Source organism: Streptomyces sp. NPDC088116, assembly GCF_044741745.1.
Taxonomy (GTDB): Bacteria; Actinomycetota; Actinomycetes; order Streptomycetales; family Streptomycetaceae; genus Streptomyces.
This window is the reverse complement of the sequence record NZ_JBIUTF010000002.1, coordinates 881200-901920: the sequence shown is the minus strand read 5'-3', so window position 1 is coordinate 901920 and position 20721 is coordinate 881200. Positions and strand designations below refer to the sequence as shown.

Sequence of the window (20721 nt, the reverse complement as noted above, 5' to 3'; positions counted from 1 at the left end):
CGTGACACGCACCACACCACCGGCCCGGCGGGGCGGGGACCAGGGGCCCGGCGCCCCGGCCGGATCAGCGCAGCTCGACCCGTGCCGCTATCGGCAGATGGTCGCTGTCGGTCCGGGGAAGGGTCCACGACGAGGTCGGTTCGACGCCCTTCACCATGATCTGGTCGATCCGCGCCAGCGGGAACGACGCCGGCCAGCTGAACCCGTTCCCGTGCCCGGCCGCGCCCTGGGTCGAGCGCATCTGGGCGGTGACACCTTCGAGCGCGCGGTCGTTCATCGTGCCGTTCAGGTCACCGAGCAGGACCACCTGGGGAAGCTGCTCGGCGGCGATGGCCTCGCCCAGGGCGTCCGCGCTCTTGTCACGCTGATTGGCGGTGAAGCCCGCGTGCAGCTTGACCCGTACGGACGGGAGGTGCGCCACATAGACGGCGACCTCGCCATGGGCCGTGGTGACCGTCGAGCGCATGGCGCGGACCCAGCCCAGCTTGATGTCCACGGGCTTGGTGCCGCTCAGCGGGTACTTGCTCCACAGCCCCACCGTGCCCTGCACCGAGTGGTACTTGTACGTCCCTTTCATCGCCGCCTCGTACACCGGTACGGCCTTGGCGGTCAGCTCCTCCAGCGCGACGACGTCCGCGCCGGAGGCCACCATCTTGCCCGCGGTGCCCTGGGGGTCGGGGTTGTCCGCGTTGACGTTGTGCGTGACGACGGTGAGTTCACCCGCGTCACGCGCCGGGTCGGTCTTGTCGGTGAAGAGTCCACCAAAGAGGTTCACCCAGATCACGGCGGGCAGCAGCACCGCGATCAGGGCGGTGGCGGAGCGTCGCACCAGCGCCAGCAGGAAAATCAGCGGAACGAACAGACCGAACCAGGGCAGGAACGTCTCGGTGAGACTGCCCAGGTTGCCGATCGTGTTCGGCAGCTGGGCGTGAAAGATCATCAGCAGGGAGACCAGCGCGGCGAGAATCGCCAGCACGATGCCGCGCCGCCAGATCCCGGGGTCATCACGCCAGCGGCCGATCAGAGTTCTGACGCGGGATCCGGTGCGGTGCTGCTCCCCGTCCGCCGTCACCGATTCCGCCGTGTACTCCTGCGTCATGTCCGCTGCCCTCACTGCCTTGCCGTGCACGCCCGCCCCCGACCCTAGGCGATATTCGTGCCCTTTCCTCGCCGTCCGCGAGCAGCCGTACCGCCACAGGGACGAAGGTGGCCGGTCCACGGGTTCCGACCACGCACGAAGGGCCGGTGGGTGTGACAGAACACGCATGCTCACGACGGGCGTTTCGCCGTTTCGCCTGCCGCGCGCATCGCTCGCGCGCCGCGAACCCGTCGGCTCGAACTCGCGCCTCGATCCCGTGCCTCAGTTGCCCCGGTCGCGCGGTTTCGGTCGTGGGCTCAGGCCCTGGAGCGCCGTACGGATGATCTGGTCGGCGAGGTCCTCCTCCAGCGGCGCGGCCGGCCGGTGCAGGGTGCGCATGAGCATGGGGCCGACCAGCAGGTCGTTCATCAACTCCTCGTCCAGATCGTCACGGAACTCACCGGAGGCGATACCCCGGCGGATCGCGGCCAGCGTGGCCTGGTGCCGTGGTCCGACGACCGTCCGGTGGTACTCCTCCCAGAGCTTGGGCTGACTCTTCATCTCCACAACGACGTTGTGGAGCATGGCGGAGGAGCGCTGAGCCATCCCCCGGCGGCGCATCGACTCCAGCAGGACCGTCAGATCGTCGGTCGCCGAGGTGCCGGGGAGAGCGGGGTCGGGCGGTTCGATCTCCCGCAGGACGTCCAGGAAAAGCTCCCCCTTGCCGTGCCAGCGCCGGTAGATGGTGGCCTTGCCGACACCCGCCGTACGGGCGATGCGCTCGATGGAGAGCGCGCCCAGCGGGACTCCGTCCTCCAGCAGGCCCACGACGGCGTCCAGGATCGCCCGTTCGGCGGCCTCACTGCGTGGCCGCCCGCGCCGGTGCTCCTGCGCGGGCTCGCACATCCGCTTCGCCGGCTCGCTCGCCTGCTCGCCGTGCTCGTGATCCTGCTCCCGCACGTGTCCCGCCTCTCACCGTTGGGACCCAATTCTCGTACACGGCGGGGACCGACGGCTCACGTCCGACGACACCGGCTCACGTCCGACGACACCGGCCCGCGGTCCGCCGTGACCGCCGTGACCGCCGTGACCGCCGCCGGACGGCGGTAGCCTCGCCGGACGGCGGTCACCGGCCGGTCGTGGCCCCCACCGGCGGCGCCTCGTCGGGCTCGCTCCCCGTCGATGTCTCCGGCTCCTGCGCCGGCCGCCGGCCCGGCAGGAACAACCCGACGACCACCGCCCCGATCAGCGCGACCCCCGCCGAACAGAGCGCCGTGACATGCATCGCGTCCAGGAACGCGTCGTACGCCGAGCCGATCAGCGGCCTGCCCGCCGGGCCGAGCTTCTGCGCGATGCCGATGGTCGCCTCGATCGACTCCCCCGCCGCGTCCCGTGCGGCTGCCGGTACGGCGCCGAGGTGTCCCTCGATCCGGCCCCGGTAGGTCGCGGACAGCACCGAGCCGAGGACCGCGATACCCAGGGCCCCGCCGACCTGCCGGAAGGTGTTGTTGATCGCCGAGCCGGAACCCGCCTTCTCGCGGGGCAGCGCCTGCATGACCGCCACGGTCACCGGCGGCATGATGTGGGCCATTCCGCTGCCCTGGACGAAGAAGACCACGCACAGCGCCCAGACCGGGGTGTCGGTGCCGAAGAACGCGAACGCCGCGAGTCCGCCCGCGACCAGCAGCATGCCGCCCGTGCAGACCGCGCGGGCGCCGAACCGGTCGACGACCAGCCGGGCGCGTGGCGCGAAGATCATCTGGGCGGCGGCCAGCGGCAGGATCAGCAGCCCGGACTGGAGCGCGCTGTAGCCGCGCACGCTCTGGAGGTAGAAGGCCGAGAAGAAGGTCACGCCCATCAGCGCGAAGAAGACCAGCGCGATGGCGGCGACGGCGGCGGCGAAGGCCGGCTTCTTGAAGTAGGCGATGTCTATGGACGGGTGGCTGCTGCGCTTCTCGTGGTAGACGAAGCCCGCCAGTACGGCCAGCCCGCCCAGCAGCGACGCCAGCACGGTCGGTTCGGTGAAGTCGGCCAGCTCGCCGCCGCGGATGATCCCGTACACGAGCAGGACGAGTCCGACGATGGAGAGCGCGACGCCCAGCGGGTCGACCCGGCCCGGCCTCGGGTCCTTCGAGTCCGGCACCAGCGCCACCATGGCGATCAGCGCGATGACCGCCACCGGGACGTTGACCAGGAAGATGGAGCCCCACCAGAAGTGCTCCAGCAGCAGGCCGCCGGTGATGGGCCCTATGGCTATGCCGAGGCCCACGCTGCCCGCCCAGATCCCTATGGCCTTGGGCTGCTCCTCGCGCTCGAAGACGTTCATCAGGACGGCGAGGGTGGCGGGCATCACGAAGGCGGCGCCGAAGCCCATCAGGGCGCGGTAGCCGATGAGTTCGGCGGGCGACCCGGACATGGCGGCGAGCGCGGATCCGGCGCCGAACACGGAGATGCCGAAGAGCAGCACCTTCTTGCGGCCGATGCGGTCGCCGAGGAGGCCCGAGGTGAAGAGCAGACCGGCGAAGACGAGCGTGTAGGAGTTGATCGCCCACTCCAGCTCGCTCTGGGTGGCGCCGATCCCGGTGGGTTCGGGGGCGGCGATCGTCTTGACCGCCACGTTCAGGATCGAGTTGTCCAGCACGACGATGATCAGGCTGAACATGAGCACGCCCAGGATGGCCCAGCGGCGGCGGTGAACGGATTCGGGAACACGGGATGCGGCGGTGGGACCGCCGGACGGTGAGGACATGGCACACAGGCTAGGACACTTTCGATACGAGACCGTCTCGTATTGGAAAGTCTTTACCGTACGGAGCCGAAGGGCGCTACGGAGACTTCCGGCCAGGGCAGGGGCACGAGGCGTTCCGGCCACGGAGGCGGCGGGGAGGCGAGGGACACACTTCCCGGGAGTGGCCTCGGGATGCCACCATGGGTGTGGTCCGGGGACGCCGTCAGGGCGCCTCGAGATGACGAAAGGGCCATTGGCCATGACTCTTCAGGCTGCTCAGGCCGAGCCGAAGCCGCCCGCGGGCACGGGACTCCCCGGCGCCGGTGCCGGGCGCGACAGCGCCAAAGCACTGTACGGCGGCCGGAGTTCCCGCCGTATCACCGTTCATGACATCGCCGCCGCCAAGGAGCGCGGCGAGAAGTGGCCCATGCTCACCGCGTACGACGCGATGACCGCCTCCGTGTTCGACGAGGCCGGTATCCCGGTCATGCTCGTCGGCGACTCCATGGGCAACTGCCATCTGGGCTACGAGACCACCGTGCCGGTCACGCTGGACGAGATGACGATGCTCTCCGCCGCCGTCGTACGGGGCACGAAGCGCGCCTTGATCGTCGGCGACCTCCCCTTCGGCTCGTACCAGGAAGGACCGGTCCAGGCCCTGCGCAGCGCCACCCGCCTGGTGAAGGACGCGGGCGTCGGAGCGGTCAAGCTGGAGGGCGGCGAGCGCTCGCACAGCCAGATCGAGTTGCTCGTACAGTCCGGCATCCCGGTGATGGCGCACATCGGCCTCACCCCTCAGTCCGTCAACTCGATGGGTTACCGCGTGCAGGGCCGCGGCGAGGAGGCCGCCCAGCAACTGCTGCGCGACGCCAAGGCGGTGCAGGACGCGGGCGCCTTCGCGGTCGTGCTCGAACTGGTACCGGCCGAGATCGCCGCCGAGGTCACACGCGTCCTGCACATCCCGACCATCGGTATCGGCGCCGGGCCCGAGACGGACGCGCAGGTGCTCGTGTACACGGACATGGCCGGCCTGACGGGCGGCAAGATGCCGCGCTTCACCAAGCAGTACGCGAACCTCCGGCAGACACTCGGTGACGCGGCGAAGGCATTCGCCGACGAGGTCGTCGCAGGAACGTTCCCGCAGGAGGAGCACACCTTCCACTAGCGCGTGTGTCCCATCGCGGAACCCGGCTCAACACCCTGAAAACCACTGCCCGCACGGACGACAGCCCGCCGATCTTCCCCCGTCGGCGGGCTGTCGGCTGTCCGGGAGCGGCCCGGCGGCCGTTGGGGCTCTCTTCGGCCGTGGGGTTCTCTTCGGTCGTCGAGTTCTCTTCGGTCGTGGGGTTCTCTTCCGTCGGCGGTCGGCGTCTCATCCGCGCTCGCGCAAGTACGCCTCCAGCTCGGCTGCCCCGGTCAGCATCGCCCGCCCACGGGCGGAGAGCCGGCCGTGCCAGTCGTGCAGGGCGGCCTCCAGCGGCTCCAGGCCGCCGGCCGAGCGCACTTGGGCGATCAGCGGGGCGATCTGCTCCAGCAGGTAGCCACCGCGCCTGAGTTGGTGGGCCAGCCGGGCGTCCCGTACGGCGGCCTCGTCGTAGACGCGGTATCCGGTCCTCGGGTCGCGGCGCGGGCGTACCAGGCCGGCGCGTTCCCATTTGCGCAGCGTCGCCGGCCGGATCCCGAGCTGCTCCGCCAGCGGGCCGATGAACGTACCGCCGGACCCTGGCCCGGACACCGCGTCGGGCTCGGACGCCGTCGTGGGCGCCAGGTCACGGAAGGCGCTCTCCACGGCCTGGAGGGTCCGGCGGTCCTCGAGGAGTTGGGCGTGGCTCTCGTCGATGAGGCGGAACGCCTCCTGTGCCACGTCCTCGTTCACCGCTCGCATGATCGATGCCGCCGTCCGGTGGCCGTGGCCCGGCAGCAGGGCGAGGAACGCGCGCAGGGCCGCCGCGTGCAGCGCGGTATAGGTGCGGTAGCCGTGGGGTGTGCGACCGGCGGCCGGAAGGATGCCGGCCTCCTCGTAGTTCCTGACCGCCTGCGTGGACAGACCGTGCCCGCGCGCCAGGTCAACCGGCCTGAGCTGTTCACCGTTTTGAAGGTTTTTCCCCATCAGCCTGCCGATATCGCGCGAAAGTTTCAACCGTTGGTTCAACGATACCGTTTAAGGCATGGCTACTGACATCAAGGAAACCGCCCATGCCGTCGAGGCCGCCGCCGTCATGAGGCTGCTCCCGGACCGGCCGCGGCTGCTCGCCCTGGGCGAGCCCACCCACGGCGAGGACACTCTGCTCGACGTCCGCAACGAGCTCTTCCGGCAACTCGTCGAGCAGGAGGGCTATCGGACCATCACGATCGAGAGCGACTGCCTGATGGGCCTGGTCGTGGACGACTACGTCACCTCGGGCACGGGCATCCTCGACGAGGTCATGGAGCGCGGGTTCAGCCACGGGTTCGGCGCCTCCGCGGCCAACCGCGAACTCGTGCGCTGGATGCGCGACCACAACGTCCGCGCCGACAACGACGGCCTGCCCGCCTCCGAGCGGCTCCGCTTCGCCGGTTTCGACGGCCCGCTGGAGATCACCGGCGCCGCGAGCCCCCGGCAGGCGCTCACCGCACTGCACGGCTACCTCGCGGCATGGGTGGACACGGACCTGCTGCCCTGCCCCGCGGCAACGCTCGACCGCCTGCTCGGCACCGACGACCGGTGGACCGATCCCGCCGTGATGATGGACCCGGCCCTGTCGGTGGGGCAGTCTGCCGAGGCCAGGGAACTGCGCCTGCTGGCCGACGATCTGGTGGCGCTGCTCGACGCGCGGACACCGGAGCTGATCGCGTCGACCTCGCGGGACGCCTGGGACCGGGCGCGCCTGTACGGGCGCACCGCGACCGGCCTGCTGCGCTACCACTACTGGATGGCCGACACCTCACCGGCCCGCATGACGCGGCTGTGCGGACTGCGGGATCTGATGATGGCCGACAACCTCCTCGCGGTCGCCGCTCGGGGCCCGGCACTCGTCCACGCCCACAACTCCCATCTCCAGCGGGAGAAGAGCTCGATGCGGATGTGGCAGGGGCCGGTGGAGTGGTGGAGCGCCGGTGCGCTGGTGAGCGCACAGCTCGGCGAGGAGTACGCCTTCGTGGCCACGGCCCTCGGCACGATCCGGCACCAGGGAGTGGACACCCCGCCGCCGGACACCGTCGAAGGACTCCTGTACGCGCTCCCGGAGAACCGTTACGTCATCGACGCTCCCCGGCTGTCCACCGCCCTCGGCGACACCCTGCCCGCGCCCCGCGTATCCCCCTGGTTCGGCTACGCCCCGCTGGACCCGGCGCACCTGGCGGACAGTGACGGCATCGTGTTCCTCAAGGACGTCCCGCAGAGCTAGCACCCCCGTCCGACAGCGGCCGGAAAGCCGCCTGTAGGCGGCTTGTCGGTCGATTGTCGGTGGCGGCTGTTCCCATAGGGGCATGATGCGAAACGACAAGAACCCCAACGGCAGCCGCACGGGCAACGCCGTCGAGGTGCGGGGGCTGGTCAAGCAGTACGGCGGACCTCAGGGCACCCGGGCACTCGACGGAGTCGACCTCGATGTGCGCGAAGGCACCGTCCTCGGTGTCCTCGGGCCCAATGGCGCCGGCAAGACGACGCTCGTCCGTATTCTCTCCACGCTCGTCCAGCCGGATGCCGGGACCGCGATGGTCGCCGGGTACGACGTGCTGCGCCAGCCCCGCCAGCTGCGCCGCACCATCGGGCTCACCGGCCAGTACGCCTCGGTCGACGAGAAGCTCTCCGGCTGGGAGAACCTCTACATGATCGGCCGGCTCCTCGATCTGTCCCGCAAGGACGCCCGCCGCCGCGCCGACGACCTGCTGGAGCGCTTCTCGCTCACCGACGCGGCGAAGAAGCCCGCGGTGCAGTACTCGGGCGGTATGCGGCGGCGGCTCGACCTGGCCGCTTCGATGATCGGCCGGCCGTCCGTGCTGTATCTGGACGAGCCGACGACGGGGCTCGACCCCCGTACGCGTAACGAGGTCTGGACCGAGGTGCAGCGGATGGTCGGGGAGGGCTCGACCGTCCTGCTCACCACCCAGTACATGGAAGAGGCCGAGAAGCTGGCGAGCGAGCTGACGGTCATCGACCGGGGCCGGGTCATCGCCAACGGCGGGGTCGACGAGCTGAAGGCGAAGGTCGGCGGCCGCACCCTCCAGATCCGGCCGACGGATCCGGCCCAGCTCCCCGCGATGGCACGGGCGATCGCGGACACCGGACTCGACGGCCTGTCCGGCGCCCAGGCCGTCCAGGACGAGGGGCTGCTGTACGTCCCGATCCTCACCGACGCGCAACTGACAGCGGTCGTCGGCCTGTTGGGCGAACGCGGCTTCGGTATCGCCCACATCGGCACCCATCTGCCCAGCCTGGACGAGGTGTTCCTGGCCATCACCGGCCAGAAGACGACCTCGCCGTCCGACAGCGCCCCCGAGGAGATCGCGGCATGAGCGGCACCACGAGTACGACCGGCACCACGAGTACGACCGGTACTACGAGTACGACCGACACGACGAGCCCGGCCCCTCAGCCCGCCTCGCCCCCGTCGGCACCGGCGCCCGCACCGTCCCGCGCCCCCGCCGACGAGGGCCGGATCGGTCTGCGCGCCAATGTCCGCCACATCGGGGCGCTGGTGCGCCGTAACGCCCTCCAGATCAAGGCGGATCCGGAGTCGATGTTCGACGTCCTGCTGATGCCGATCATCTTCACGCTGCTGTTCGTGTACGTCTTCGGCGGCTCCGTGGGCGCGAGCCTGGGCGGCAGCCGCGACGACTATGTGAACTATGTGGTGCCCGGACTGATGGCGATGATGGGCATGAACATCTCCATGGCGGTCGGCACCGGCGTGAACGACGACTTCCGCAAGGGGGTCATGGACCGGTTCCGTACGATGCCGATAGCCCGGTCCTCCGTGCTGATCGCCAAGATCGTGGTGGAGATAGGCCGGATGCTGGTCGCCACCACCATTCTGCTCGGCATGGGCTTTCTGCTCGGCATGGAGATCAAGACCTCGGTGCTGGAGCTGCTCGGAGCGGTCGGCCTCTCGCTGGTGTTCGGCGCTTCGCTGATGTGGATCTTCATCCTTCTGGGACTCGCCATGAGGACGGCGCAGGCCGTCCAGGGGGTGGCCATGCTCGTACTGATGCCCTTGCAGTTCGGTTCGTCCATCTTCGCCCCGACGTCCACGATGCCCGGCTGGCTCCAGGCCTTCACCGACTACAACCCGCTCTCCAACCTGGCGGACGCGGCACGGTCGCTGATCAACGGCGGCCCGGTCGCCCACTCGGTGTGGATCACGCTGGCGTGGTCGGCGGGCATCACGCTGGTGTCGGCACCGCTGGCGGTCGCCAAGTTCCGTAAGAAGTCCTGAGTCACTGGGCGGGGGACCAGAGGGTCAGACGAGGGCGGCGGCCTCCTCCATGGTGAGGTCACCGCCCTCGGCACACGCCGCCTCGAACGCCGCGTCACCGAGGACGGCCACGGCGGCCTCTCGCGCCTTCGCGAGGACCTCCCGCTCGATATGGGCCCGGAAGTGCCCGCCGGGCAGCAGCTCCTCGTACGCGCCGATCAGCCGGGCGGCATCCCATACCCGGCCGCGATCGGCTGCCCGGCCGGAATCGGCCGCCCGAACGGGACCGGGCGCCCAGCCGGAATCCGGAGCCTGCTCCGCCTGCCCCGCCAGCGCCCACGCGGCCGTCACCAGGTGAATGGGGGCCATCTCGGGGGCGACCATCCGCGACAGGGGCGACAGCGCGGACTCCAGGGCCGGCCGGATCGTCTTCAGCGCGTCGGTGTACCGGCCGTCCGCGCAGTCCAGCCAGGCGACGATGCCCCGCACCAAGGCCTTGAAGATGACCAGCGTCTTGTTGTCGAACCTCGCGAGCAGCAGGTCCAGTTGTCCCCGGGCCTCGTCCCTGCGTCCCGTACGGCCCAGCCATACCGCGAGGAAGAGCCGGGACGCGAGCACCACCTCGGCCGCCGAGTCCCAGCCCTTGGACAGCACCTCACGCAGGATGCGCTCCCCCTGCTCTCCCTGGCCCGTCTCGAACATCGTCACCGCCAGCCGGGCCCGCAACAGGCCGACCTGGGCCTGCGCGCCGAGTCCCTCGGCGTGGCCTATGGCCGCCATGAAGTCCTCGCCGGCCAGGACGAACTCGCCTGCCTTCTCCCTGGCCTCACCCCGGGCCGAGAGCGCCTCCGCCATGCCCCAGATGTCGCCGAGCCGCTCGTAGATCGCCAGGCTGCGGTCGGCGTCGCGGCGCGCGTCTCCCGTCCACTCGCTGCGGTTCGAGAGGGCGTTGGCCCGTACATGAAGTGCGGCGGCCAGCTCCCACTCGTAACCGAACGCCTCACAGGCCTCCACGGCCTCGTCCATGACCTGCCTGAGCCGTTCGGTGTCCCCGGTGAGTATGACCGCGTAGTACCAGAGGGCGCCGGGGAACCGGCAGGTCTGCGGCAGGCCCGGCCGGTAAACGGTGGTCACCGCTCGCATCCACCGGTGTTTCTCGGGCGTGGTCCAGTCCTCCATCTCGTGGTTCATGCTGACCATCTCGATCAGCCGCACCTGGCGCCGGGCCTCCTGGAGCACGTCCGGCGCCATGGGCAGGGGCGCGTGCGTGCACCGCTGCGGGATCGGCGGCGCGGGCCGCGCGGGCGGGGCGAACGGATCGGGTCCGAGGTCCGTGGCCGCCGTCGACCACTGCCGCATGTCGGCACGCAGATCGAGCATCTGCCAGAACCAGAAGAGGGAGAGGACGAGACAGAGCGTTTCCTGCTCGTCACGGGCGGCGGCGGCCCGGCGCAGCGCGGTCCGCAGATTCTCGTACTCCAGCTGGAACCGGGCTATCGCGGCACGCTGGCCGAAGCCGCGCAGCAACGGGTCGGTGGTACGGGCCAGTTCCCGGTGGTGCACGAGGTGCCGACGCTCGACAGCGGCCCGTTCACCGGCCTGGTCGAGGCGCTCGGCGGCGTACTCCGTGACGGTCTCCAGCAGCCTGTAGCGCATGTCGCCGTCCGGCGAAGGGGCGGCGACGACAAGGGACTTGTCGATGAGCGAGCCGAGGAGCGCGGCGACTTCGCGGGATGCGACGGCGCTGTCGGCGCACACGCTCTCGGCGGCCGTCAGCCCGCAGCCGCCCGCGAAGACGGACAGCCGCCGCAGCACGGCGCGTTCCGGCGCGTCCAGCAGGTCCCAGGACCAGTCGACCACGGCGCGCAGGGTCTGCTGGCGCGGCAGTACGGTCCTGCTCCCGCTGGTCAGCAAGCGGAAGCGGTCATCCAGACGGTCCGCGATCTGGCGCGGGGTGAGCATCCGCAGCCGGGCCGCCGCCAGTTCGATCGCGAGCGGCAGTCCGTCCAGCCGCCGGCAGATCTCCGCCACGGAGGACGGGTCGGCGGCGGGATCGAATCCGGGGCTCACGGCACGGGCCCGCTCCGCGAACAGCCGGTGCGCCGGGTCGGGTGGCAGTGGCTCCACCGGACGTACGACTTCGCCCGGCACCCCGAGCGGCTCCCGGCTGGTCGCCAGGACGGTCATCCCCGGGCAGCGCGCCAGCAGTTCTTCGGCGAGGGCGGCGGCGGCCTCGACCACATGCTCGCAGTTGTCGAGCAGCAGGAGCATATGACGGCGCGCGCAGTGATCGGCCAGTCGTACGAGCGGCTCGTCGCCGTGCCGGTCGGCGGCCCGCAGCTCCCCCGCGCCCGCCCCGCGCAGTACGGTCGCGCGGGCGCCGACCGCGTTCAGGACGGCCTCGGCCACATTCTCCGGGTCGTCCACGGGCGCCAGTTCGGCGAGCCACACCCCGTCCGGCCAGCTCCCGGACACCCGCTCGGCGGCCTCCTGCGAGAGCCGCGTCTTGCCCGCGCCTCCGGGCCCCAGCAGGGTGACGAGCCGGGCCCGTCCGAGGTCGCCGCGTATGGCCTCGATATCGACTTCACGCCCCACGAAACTGGTGAGGCGGGCGCGGAGGTTGCCGAGGGGAGGGGCGGGACGGTCCGGGCCGGCACCGGTATCGGAGCCCCAGGCGTGGCCCGCGCCGATCGAGGTACCCGCGTCGGCGGCCGTACTCGTACGCGCACCGGCACTCACGCCGACGCCGAGCAACTCGCGGTGCAGCGAACGCAGTTCAGGGCCCGGGTCCGTACCCAGCCGGTCCGCCAGGGCGCGGCGGACCTGGTCGTACGCCGCCAGCGCCTCCGCCGGGCGTGACGCGTCGCGAAGGGCCCGTATGCGCAGTGCCTGGAGCGGCTCGTCCAGGGGGAACTCGCCGCAGAGCGCGGCCAGTTCGGGCAGCGCCTCCTTCGCCCGGCCGAGGGCGAGCATGGCGGTCAGCCGGGCCCGGCAGGCCTCCAGGCGCCGGGTCTCCCAGCGCGCCGCCTCGGCCGTACGGTCGGGGAGGTCGGCCAGCACGGACCCCCGCCAGAGTGCGAGCGCGTCGTCGAGCAGGTCGGCCGCCTTGGCAGCGTCGCCCTCCTCCAGGGCCCGCGCGCCCTCGCCCGCGAGAGCGCCGAAGCGATGGAGATCCACGTCGTCCTCGTCGGCGCACAGCCGGTACCCGCCGTCCGTCGAGGCCACGGCCTTGGCGCCGAGCGCCCGTCGCAACCGTCCGACCAGGGCCTGAAGCGCAGCGACCGCGTCCGAGGGCGGGTCGCCGTCCCAGACCTCGGCGACGAGCACGCCGACCGGAACCGTACGTCCGGGCCGCAGCGCGAGCACGGTCAGCAGCGCGCGCAGCCGTGCTCCACCGAGGGCGACGGGGGTTCCGTCGTCGTGGAATGCCCGGGTGGTGCCGAGGACGCGGTAGCGCATGCGTCCATTGTCGGTGACGGTCATCAGGTCGCTTCCCCCACATCTCAGGTGGGTCCAGCTTCCTGGAACTCAGATCCGGTGGCGAGACGTTTTCACCCCGCCGGCTGTACGGTCGGGCTGGTCCGACCGCCCGTATCACCCTCCCGGGGAGCCCCACCGATGACCACCGCCTCCACCCGTAACAGCGATCGACGGGTCTCCCCCGTCTTCCTGGGGATCGCCGCCGTCACAGCCGTCACCGGGTGGGCCGTGTGGACGGACTTCGCGGCGGAGATCGGAGTCGCGGTCTTCCTGTTCGTCACGGCCGCCTGGATCGTCTCGCTCTGCCTGCACGAGTACGCGCACGCCCGCACCGCGCTGCACAGCGGCGACATCTCGATCGGCGCGAAGGGCTATCTCACACTCAACCCGCTCAAATACACCCACGCCCTGCTGAGCATCATCCTCCCCGTGATCTTTGTGATCATGGGCGGCATCGGCCTGCCGGGCGGGGCGGTCTTCATCGAGCGGAACCGCATCCGGGGCCGCTGGAAGCACAGCCTGATCTCGGCGGCGGGCCCGCTGACGAACGTACTGTTCGCGATAGTCTGCACCGCGCCCTTCTGGCTGGGCGCCCTGGACGGAGTGCCCCCGGCCTTCCGTTACGCACTGGGCTTCCTCGCCCTGCTCCAGGTCACGGCGGCGATCCTGAACTTCCTGCCGGTGCCGGGCCTGGACGGCTACGGGATAATCGAGCCCTGGCTGTCGCACAAGTTCCGCAGGCAGGTGGAACCGTTCGCGCCGTTCGGGCTGCTCGCGGTCTTCGTCATCATCTTCATCCCCGAGGTGAACACGGCGTTCTTCGACGCGATCCACGCGATCCTGCGGGTGCTGGGCGTGACGGATGTGGACGCGTACTGCGGGCAGAACCTGTTCCGCTTCTGGACCGACCGGAACGAATACTTCTGCGGGATCAATTCGTAGCGTCGCCGGGATCCACGGCGCTCGCGGGCCGGCCCGGCCGGTGGGGCCGGGCCGGCCTTCAGGTGCGGGCGGTGCTGCTCAGGCCCTGTCGGTGAGGTCGATGGCGGCAGCGGGGCAGACGGCGGCGGCCTCGGCGACCGCCGCGTGCCGCTCCTGCGGCGGGCGCGCGTCGAGCAGGATGACGATGCCGTCCTCGTCGCGTTGGTCGAACACCTCCGGAGCGATCAGTACGCACTGGCCGGCGCCGCAGCATTTGTCTTCGTCAACGGTGACGTTCATGCGAGGCTCCCTTTCTTCGTAACGGTCTTTCGTAACAGTCTTACGTGGCGATTCTTCGTGGCGATTCTTCGTGACGGTGGTGATGGACCGGCGGGCGGGGCGGGCGCGGTCACCAGCGGACGGGGACTTCGCGCAGGCCGCCGACCAGCAACCCCTCCACCCTTTCCAGCTCCTCGGTGGGCACGGCCAGTTCGAGGGTGGGCAGTTTACGCAGCAGGGCCTCCAGTACGACCTGGAGTTCGGTGCGGGCGAGTGCCTGCCCCAGGCAGGAGTGGGGCCCGGCGCCGAAGACGAGGTGGGGGTTGGGGCTGCGGCCGAGGTCCATGTTCTCGGCGTCGGCGAAGACATCCTCGTCCCGGTTGGCGGCCGGCATGCTACAGATCACGGTGGTGCCGCGTGGCAGCGTCTCTCCGCCGATCTCCGTGTCCTCGCTGATGTAGCGCCTGAGGCCGAATCCGAGGTTGGTGTCGAAGCGGAGGGCCTCCTCGACGGCGGTGCGCACCAGGGAGGGGTCGGCGAGCAGCTGTTCCCACCGGCTGCGATCGGCCAGGAGCATGGCGATCATCTTGCCGATCATGTTCGCGGTGGTCTCGTGCCCTGCGACCAGCAGCCCCATCGCGGTCACCAGGAGTTCCTTGTCGGAGAGCCCTTGGCCTTCGACCTCGGATTCCTTGATGAGCATGCTGAGCAGGTCGTCGGCCGGCTCTTCACGCTTGGCGGAGATGTGTCCGGACATGTACTGGACGAACTCGGCCTGGGCCTTGTCGATCTCCTCCTTGCCGAACCGGGTGACGCTGAGGAACGCGTCGGACCAGTGGGAGAGGCGGTCCCGGTCGTCGGCGGGCACGCCGAGCATGTCGCAGATGACGTACACGGGCAGGAGAAAGCCCAGGCGGGCCTTGAGATCTGCGGGCCCGCCGTCTTCGGTCATCTCGTCGATGAGGCGCTCGGCGGTCGCGGTCATCCGGGGTCGCAGGGCCGTCATGCGCTTGGCGGTGAACCACTTGCCCACCTGGCGCCGCCACCGCTGGTGCGGCTCTCCCTTGGCGGCCAGGGCGAGTTCCGGGCTGCCGGTGGCGGCGACTCCGCCCGCTCCCTCGGGGGCGAGCCGGGCCGAGTCGTCCTGAGCGGTCGGGCGGGCGAAGCGCGGGTCGGACAGCAGGCCCTTGACGTGCTCGTAGCGGGTGAGCAGTGTCGCCCGGTCGCCACTGGGCAGTTCGACCGCGGCCACCGGGCACCGCTGACGTAACCGCTCCCACTCGGCGGGGGCTTCGAGTACGCCCTCGTACGGCAGCGGGTAACGCACGGCCTCTTCGCTCTGGCTCATGTGAATTCTCCTTCGGAAAGGTGCGGCTTCTCGTCCGGCGACAGGTGCCGCCGTGGGGCGTGTGCGGGGTGCGCGACGGGTGAGGAGTGCGGGGCGGATGCGGGGTGCGCGGCCGGTGAAGGGTGCGCGGCCGGTGCGAGGTCCGGCTCCGTGGCGGTCCTCCCCACGGTCTCCTCCGGATCGGAATGAGGCGCCGCGGTACGGGGGATGGCCAGGGTCAGGAGGGCTGCCGCCAGGGCGGCGGCTCCGCCGACGATCGCGGCGACGCGGAACCCGTTCTCGGTGGGGACCGAGTGGCCGCCGACGTTCCGGCTCATCTGGGCGAGGATGACGCCGACGACGGCACTGGCGACGGAGAGCCCGATGGAGCGCATCAGGGCGTTGAAGCCGTTGGCCGCCGCGGTCTTGGCGCCGGGGACGGAGGCCATGATGATGGCGGGCATCGCCCCGTAGGCGAAGGCGACCCCGATGCTGACGACGCAGCTGAAGATCATGATGCCGGGAGCGGAGCCCATCAGCGGAAGGGCGAGCGCGTAACCGGCGGCGATGATCAGGGATCCGGTCAGCAGCGAGACGCGCGGGCCGGATCGGGCGGAGAGCTTCGCGCCGAGTGGGGAGAAGGCCATCATGGCCAGTCCGGTGGGGACCATCCAGAGTCCGGCGGCGAGCATGGACTGGCCCAGGCCGTAGCCGAGTTCCTCGGGCAGTTGGAGCAGTTGGGGGGCGATGAGGCCCTGGGCGAACATCGCGAAGCCGATCACCACGGAGGCCAGGTTGGTCAGCAGCACCCGGCGGCGCACGGTGGCCCGCAGGTCGACCAGCGGGTCCGTGGTGCGCAGTTCGAAGGAGCCCCAGGCGAGGAGGATGACCACCGCGGCCACGAACAGACCGAGGGTGGTCGCGCTGGTCCAGCCCCATTCGGCGCCCTTGGACACGGGCAGCAGCAGGCAGACGAGACCGGCGGCGAGGCCGAGGGCGCCGGGGATGTCGAAGCGGCCCCGTGCGGCCGGGGGCACGCTCGGGACGAAGCGCGCGACGGCGAGGCCGATCAGCGCGCTGATGACGGCCGAGCCCCAGAACAGCGCGTGCCAGTCGGTGTTCTGGGCGACGGCGGCCGACAGGGGGAGCCCGAAGGCGCCGCCGATCCCCAGCGACGAACTCATCAGGGCCACGGACGTACCCATGCGCTCAGGCGGTACGACATCGCGCATGGTGCTGATCCCGAGCGGGACGATGCCCATGCCGATGCCCTGTACGGCACGCCCGATCACCATGGGGATCAGCGAGTCCGACAGCGCGGACACCAGCGATCCGGCGACCAGCAGGGCGACACAGGTCAGCAGCAGTCGCCGTTTGCCGTACAGGTCACCGAGACGTCCGAACACCGGGGTCGCGACCGCCCCCGTCAGCAGCGGCGCGGTGACCACCCACGACGCGTTCGCGGCCGTGGTGTCGAGCAACTCCGGGAGTTGCGCGACGAGCGGGATGACGAGGGTCCCCATCAAGGAGGCCACGACGCCGGCCGCGGACAACGAGACGACTATCGCCCCGGAGCGCGACGTGGAGCGCGCCGTGGGCGCGGAAGCATTCATGGCGTCGCACGCTACAGGCGAATTGCATCATGCACAAAGAGTGCAGGATGCTTTTGGTGAGCATGATGCACATCGGGCTGGCGTAGTGTGCGCTTGTGCAGACGCGTGATCCGGAGGTTGTCGACATGGATGCCCAGCAGGCAGGGGAGCAGATCGAGCGGGAGATGCTGATTCTCACGAGGCACCGCGAAATGGCCTCACCGCGCCGGCTCGGCAGCGAGGCCCTGGACCGCAGCGCCTATGTGCTCCTCAGCCGGATCGAGGTACAGGGGCCCATGTCGGTGGCGGACTTCGTCGACGCCTTCGGCCTGGCCGCCTCCACCTTCAACCGGCAGACGACGGCTCTCCTCAAGGAGGGGCTCGTCGAGCGGACACTCGACCCCGACGGCGGGGTGGCCCGCAAATTCCGCATCACGCGGATGGGGCGGGACCGGCTGAAAGCCGACCGCGACAAAATCGTCAACGGACTGTCCGAAGTGATCGCCGGCTGGGCGCCCGAACGTCTCGACAACTTCGTCGCCGACCTCCAGCAGTTCAACGAGGACATCGAACGGCTCACCGGCCGCCCCTGGCCTCGCTGACCCTGGGCGCTCCGGCCGCCTTGGTCCCGTCAGCTCGCCGCCGTTGTCGTTCCGGCCTCGGCCTCGGCCGCACGCTCAGCCTTCGCCTTGCGCAGGTAGTACCAGGCCATGTTGGACGAGAGCCCGGCGAGCAGCACCCAGACGATGCCGAGCAGGTTGCCCCGGGCGAAGGAGACCACGGCCGCGACGACGGTCAGGGCGCAGACGGCTAGGGCGTACAGAGCGAGGCGGGGCATGGGGTGCTACTCCTGTCGGGGCTTCCGGTCGTACGCGTTCCAGTGTCCCCCATGCTCCGGAAGGCGCGGACCTGCCCCGGTGACGCTCACCGGCCGGTGTGGTGCGTACGGGACCCGGCCCGCGCGCACCACACCCCTCGGCATCGGTCGGACGACGACGGTCAGACGTCCGTCACGCGCAGTCCGGCGTGCGCCTTGTAACGGCGGTTCACCGAGATCAGGTTGGCCACCAGCGACTCCACCTGGTGGGCGTTGCGCAGCCGGCCCGCGAAGATCCCGCGCATGCCCGGGATACGGCCCGCCAGCGCCTGCACGATGTCGGTGTCCGCGCGCACCTCGCCCAGCACCATCACATCGGTGTCGATCCGCTCGACCGCCGGGTCCTGGAGGAGCACCGCCGACAGATGGTGGAAGGCGGCGGTCACCCGGGATTCCGGCAGCAGGGCGGCGGCCTGTTCGGCGGCGCTGCCCTCCTCGGGCTTCAGGGCGTACGCGCCCTTCTTGTCGAAGCCGAGCGGGTTGACGCAGTCGATGACGAGCTTGCCCGCCAGTTCCTGGGTGAGGGATGCCAGGGTCTTGCCGTGCCCGTCCCACGGCACGGCCACGATGACCACATCGCTGCGCCGCGCGCACTCCGCGTTGTCCGCGCCCTCGACGCCTGCCACGCCGAGCCCGGCCGCCGCCGCTTCGGCGCGCTCGGTCGCCCGCGAACCGATGATCACTTTCTGTCCGGCCCTGGCCAGCCGGTAGGCGAGTCCACGCCCCTGGTCGCCGGTGCCGCCGAGCACACCGACGACGAGACCCGTGACATCGGGAAGGTCCCAGGGGTCCTTGGCGGGGGGCTTGGGCGCTGTGCTGCCACTGTCCGCAGAAGCTGTGCTGCCACTGTCCGTAGAAGTCATGTCCCCGACCCTACTGGGCAGTAGACGATCACGTTCGGGTGAGCCGTCGGCGACCGCCCGCGCCACGCGCCGCGCTGCGGCAGGATGCGGGCCCATGGATGCCGTACGTGTCGCACTGCTGCGTGAAGTCCTCGCCGGGACGGAATGGCCCGCCGCGACGCGCCGGTTCGCGGGAAGCCTGCGGTCCTCCGTCGTGCCGCACGGCGGCGGGCTGCTGCTGGTCGGGACCGAGGAGTACGAGCCGTGGCATCTCGCCGCGCATCTGGTGGACGAGGCGGCGTGGTCCGGGCAGCCGGAGCTGACCCCCACGCTCGTACGGCACCGGGTGCGGCCCGGGGACCCGGCGCATCTGGCGGTCGGCCTGGGCCGGTTGGAGGCGGCGGGCCGGGGCGAGACGCTGCTGGTGGTGGCGCCGGAGCGGCCGGAAGCCGGGCTGCTGGAGCGGGTGCACGACGCGCGGCGGGCCGGGGCGACGGTGCTGTCGTTGGACGGCGGGGACGCCGAGGTGCGCGCACTGGCCCACGACGCGCTGACGGTACGGGCCCCCGGCCCGGAGCCGGGCGGCGAACGCGGCACCGAACGCGGCACGGAACGCGCCTCAGTGCCCGGCGGTGGACACCCCACGGGACACGGCGGAGGGTACGGCGCGGGAGACGGCGTGGATCTCGACACCGTGCAGCACCTGGTGAGCGCCGCCGCCGGGGAGAACAGCCTTCCCGGGCCGCGCGGACGCCGCCGGTTCCGGGACCGGCTGTCCTGGCTGGCCGACCAGTTGACGGCGCCTCCCCCGGCCCGTTGGTAGCCCCTGGCCCAGGGCTGTCCCGCGATCCCCGGCGGGCGCGCACCGGCCCGCGCGACGGATGACGGCACCGCGCGGGCCGCGTACATCTTTCGATGTAGCGGCTGTTCGTCTGCGGTCATGACGTGACCGGCCGGACGCGCCGGGACGATGAACCCATGACCGAGACCTTGACCTCTCCGGCCACGACGCCAGGCCGGCCCGCCCGTCTCCCGCTGCTCGATGTGATGCGAGGGGTCGCGATCCTCGGCACGCTGATGACCAACGTCTGGATCTTCACGAGCCCCGGCGCGGAATGGGCCGTCGTCAGCGGCGGGCAGGGCACGATGTCCTTCGGCTCCTTCCCGGCGGCGGCCGAGAGCACGATGCGGCTGCTGGCCAACGGCAAGTTCCTGTCGCTGCTGACGATCCTGTTCGGCGTGGGCCTGGCCATCCAGTACGGCGCGGCCGAGCGGCGCGGTGAGCCCTGGCCGGGCCGTTACCGATGGCGGGCGCTGTTCCTGTTCGCCGAGGGGACGCTGCACTTCGTCCTCGTCTTCGCCTGGGACGTCCTGATGGGGTACGCGCTCACCGCACTGCTCGTGGCCTGGCTGCTGACCCGTACACAGAAGGCGCGGCACCGGGTGATGTGGTGGGCGGCCGGGCTGCATCTGACCCTCATCGGGCTGCTGACGGCGGGGCTCCTGGCGGACGGCCCGCAGGGCGGGACACCGGGCGGCGAGTCCGTGTCGCGCGAGGTGGTGGACCTGTACGCGCACGGCGGCTACCTCGAACAGGTCAGGTTCCGGCTGGACCACGCGCTGGAATTCCGTATGGAGCCGCTGCTGTCGTTCTGCCTGCTCGTCCTCCTGTTCCTGCTGGGCGTACGGCTCTTCCGCGCGGGCGCGTTCGGCTCCGACGCCACGGGGCGCCGCATACGCGCCCGCCTCCTCGCCTGGGGCCTGGGCCTCGGGCTCCCGCTCGGCGTCGCGCTCTCGCAGGCGGGCCCGGAGTTCTTCCTCCTGGACCGGTATGTCGCGGGTCCGCTGATGGCGCTCGGCTACCTCGGACTGATCGGTGTGCTGGTGGAGCGGGTACGGCGTCCGGGCCCCCTGCTGAACGGCCTCACCGGCGTCGGCAGGACCGCGCTCTCCGGTTACGTCCTGCAGAACGTGCTGTGCGTCTTCGTCTCGTACGGCATCGGCCTCGGGCTCGCCCACCGGCTCGACGAGTCGTGGCGCCCGTGGTGGGTGATGGGACTGTGGGCGGTGGTGTGCGCCGTGCTGATGGCCGGCTCCACGCTGTGGCTGCGGCGCTTTTGTACGGGCCCGCTGGAGTCGGTCCAGAAATGGGCCCTGCGGCGCTGAGCCCGCGCGCGATCCGACGGGCCGAGGCCCCGGGG

The 20721-nt window shown here is 70.8% G+C and carries 18 protein-coding genes; 8 read left to right on the top strand and 10 right to left on the bottom strand.

Annotated features, from left to right (window positions below; genetic code table 11):
• Positions 1 to 64: 64 nt before the first annotated feature.
• From ACIOJD_RS10290 to ACIOJD_RS10280, 3 genes are all read right to left on the bottom strand, one after another.
• A complete protein-coding gene (locus ACIOJD_RS10290) occupies positions 65 to 1099 on the bottom strand; it encodes an endonuclease/exonuclease/phosphatase family protein (RefSeq protein WP_401910615.1) in 1035 nt (344 codons plus the stop codon).
• 261 nt (positions 1100 to 1360) lie between these two features.
• Positions 1361 to 1984: a TetR/AcrR family transcriptional regulator gene (locus ACIOJD_RS10285; protein ID WP_401911705.1), complete on the bottom strand. Its 624-nt coding sequence runs from the start codon at positions 1982 to 1984 to the stop codon at positions 1361 to 1363.
• Positions 1985 to 2204: 220 nt separating this feature from the next.
• Positions 2205 to 3827, bottom strand: a complete 1623-nt coding sequence (locus tag ACIOJD_RS10280; RefSeq protein WP_401910612.1) for an MFS transporter — start codon at positions 3825 to 3827, stop codon at positions 2205 to 2207.
• 238 nt (positions 3828 to 4065) lie between these two features.
• On the opposite strand from ACIOJD_RS10280, the gene panB reads away from it, so the two are divergent.
• Positions 4066 to 4971 carry a 3-methyl-2-oxobutanoate hydroxymethyltransferase gene (panB, locus tag ACIOJD_RS10275; RefSeq protein ID WP_401910610.1) on the top strand — a complete coding sequence of 302 codons (906 nt, stop codon included), beginning with the start codon at positions 4066 to 4068 and terminating at the stop codon, positions 4969 to 4971.
• Between the two features lie 207 nt (positions 4972 to 5178).
• Here the strand turns inward: panB and ACIOJD_RS10270 are convergent, their stop codons facing one another.
• Positions 5179 to 5916, bottom strand: a complete 738-nt coding sequence (locus ACIOJD_RS10270) for a TioE family transcriptional regulator (protein ID WP_401910608.1) — start codon at positions 5914 to 5916, stop codon at positions 5179 to 5181.
• A 58-nt stretch (positions 5917 to 5974) separates the two neighbouring features.
• On the opposite strand from ACIOJD_RS10270, the gene ACIOJD_RS10265 reads away from it, so the two are divergent.
• From ACIOJD_RS10265 to ACIOJD_RS10255, 3 genes are all read left to right on the top strand, one after another.
• Complete coding sequence (locus tag ACIOJD_RS10265; RefSeq protein ID WP_401910605.1) at positions 5975 to 7192, top strand: erythromycin esterase family protein; 1218 nt, start codon at positions 5975 to 5977, stop codon at positions 7190 to 7192.
• A gap of 82 nt (positions 7193 to 7274) precedes the next feature.
• Positions 7275 to 8303: an ATP-binding cassette domain-containing protein gene (locus ACIOJD_RS10260; RefSeq protein WP_401910603.1), complete on the top strand. Its 1029-nt coding sequence runs from the start codon at positions 7275 to 7277 to the stop codon at positions 8301 to 8303.
• A complete protein-coding gene (locus ACIOJD_RS10255) occupies positions 8300 to 9223 on the top strand; it encodes an ABC transporter permease (protein ID WP_401910601.1) in 924 nt (307 codons plus the stop codon). Before ACIOJD_RS10260 ends, ACIOJD_RS10255 begins: the two co-directional genes overlap by 4 nt.
• A 24-nt stretch (positions 9224 to 9247) precedes the next feature.
• Here the strand turns inward: ACIOJD_RS10255 and ACIOJD_RS10250 are convergent, their stop codons facing one another.
• Complete coding sequence (locus ACIOJD_RS10250; RefSeq protein ID WP_401911702.1) at positions 9248 to 12661, bottom strand: AfsR/SARP family transcriptional regulator; 3414 nt, start codon at positions 12659 to 12661, stop codon at positions 9248 to 9250.
• 159 nt (positions 12662 to 12820) lie between these two features.
• On the opposite strand from ACIOJD_RS10250, the gene ACIOJD_RS10245 reads away from it, so the two are divergent.
• Complete coding sequence (locus tag ACIOJD_RS10245) at positions 12821 to 13624, top strand: site-2 protease family protein (RefSeq protein WP_401910599.1); 804 nt, start codon at positions 12821 to 12823, stop codon at positions 13622 to 13624.
• A gap of 78 nt (positions 13625 to 13702) precedes the next feature.
• Here the strand turns inward: ACIOJD_RS10245 and ACIOJD_RS10240 are convergent, their stop codons facing one another.
• The 3 genes from ACIOJD_RS10240 to ACIOJD_RS10230 form a co-directional block, all read right to left on the bottom strand.
• Complete coding sequence (locus ACIOJD_RS10240) at positions 13703 to 13903, bottom strand: ferredoxin (protein WP_401910596.1); 201 nt, start codon at positions 13901 to 13903, stop codon at positions 13703 to 13705.
• A 109-nt stretch (positions 13904 to 14012) separates the two neighbouring features.
• Complete coding sequence (locus tag ACIOJD_RS10235; RefSeq protein WP_401910595.1) at positions 14013 to 15230, bottom strand: cytochrome P450; 1218 nt, start codon at positions 15228 to 15230, stop codon at positions 14013 to 14015.
• Positions 15227 to 16822 carry an MFS transporter gene (locus ACIOJD_RS10230; RefSeq protein WP_401910592.1) on the bottom strand — a complete coding sequence of 532 codons (1596 nt, stop codon included), beginning with the start codon at positions 16820 to 16822 and terminating at the stop codon, positions 15227 to 15229. Before ACIOJD_RS10230 ends, ACIOJD_RS10235 begins: the two co-directional genes overlap by 4 nt.
• Before the next feature lie 125 nt (positions 16823 to 16947).
• Between ACIOJD_RS10230 and ACIOJD_RS10225 the strand changes: the two genes are divergently transcribed.
• Positions 16948 to 17403, top strand: a complete 456-nt coding sequence (locus tag ACIOJD_RS10225) for a MarR family winged helix-turn-helix transcriptional regulator (protein WP_401910591.1) — start codon at positions 16948 to 16950, stop codon at positions 17401 to 17403.
• A gap of 29 nt (positions 17404 to 17432) precedes the next feature.
• On the opposite strand, the gene ACIOJD_RS10220 is transcribed toward ACIOJD_RS10225, so the two are convergent.
• Complete coding sequence (locus tag ACIOJD_RS10220) at positions 17433 to 17639, bottom strand: hypothetical protein (protein WP_401910588.1); 207 nt, start codon at positions 17637 to 17639, stop codon at positions 17433 to 17435.
• A gap of 161 nt (positions 17640 to 17800) precedes the next feature.
• Positions 17801 to 18541: an NADPH-dependent F420 reductase gene (gene npdG / locus ACIOJD_RS10215; RefSeq protein WP_401910585.1), complete on the bottom strand. Its 741-nt coding sequence runs from the start codon at positions 18539 to 18541 to the stop codon at positions 17801 to 17803.
• 94 nt (positions 18542 to 18635) lie between these two features.
• On the opposite strand from npdG, the gene ACIOJD_RS10210 reads away from it, so the two are divergent.
• Both ACIOJD_RS10210 and ACIOJD_RS10205 read left to right on the top strand, forming a co-directional pair.
• The gene (locus tag ACIOJD_RS10210; RefSeq protein ID WP_401910582.1) at positions 18636 to 19343 is read left to right on the top strand and encodes a hypothetical protein; all 708 of its coding nucleotides are present in this window, start codon (positions 18636 to 18638) and stop codon (positions 19341 to 19343) included.
• Between the two features lie 155 nt (positions 19344 to 19498).
• Positions 19499 to 20686 (top strand): DUF418 domain-containing protein, encoded by a 1188-nt coding sequence (locus tag ACIOJD_RS10205; protein ID WP_401910580.1) that lies wholly within the window; start codon positions 19499 to 19501, stop codon positions 20684 to 20686.
• Positions 20687 to 20721 lie beyond the last annotated feature (35 nt).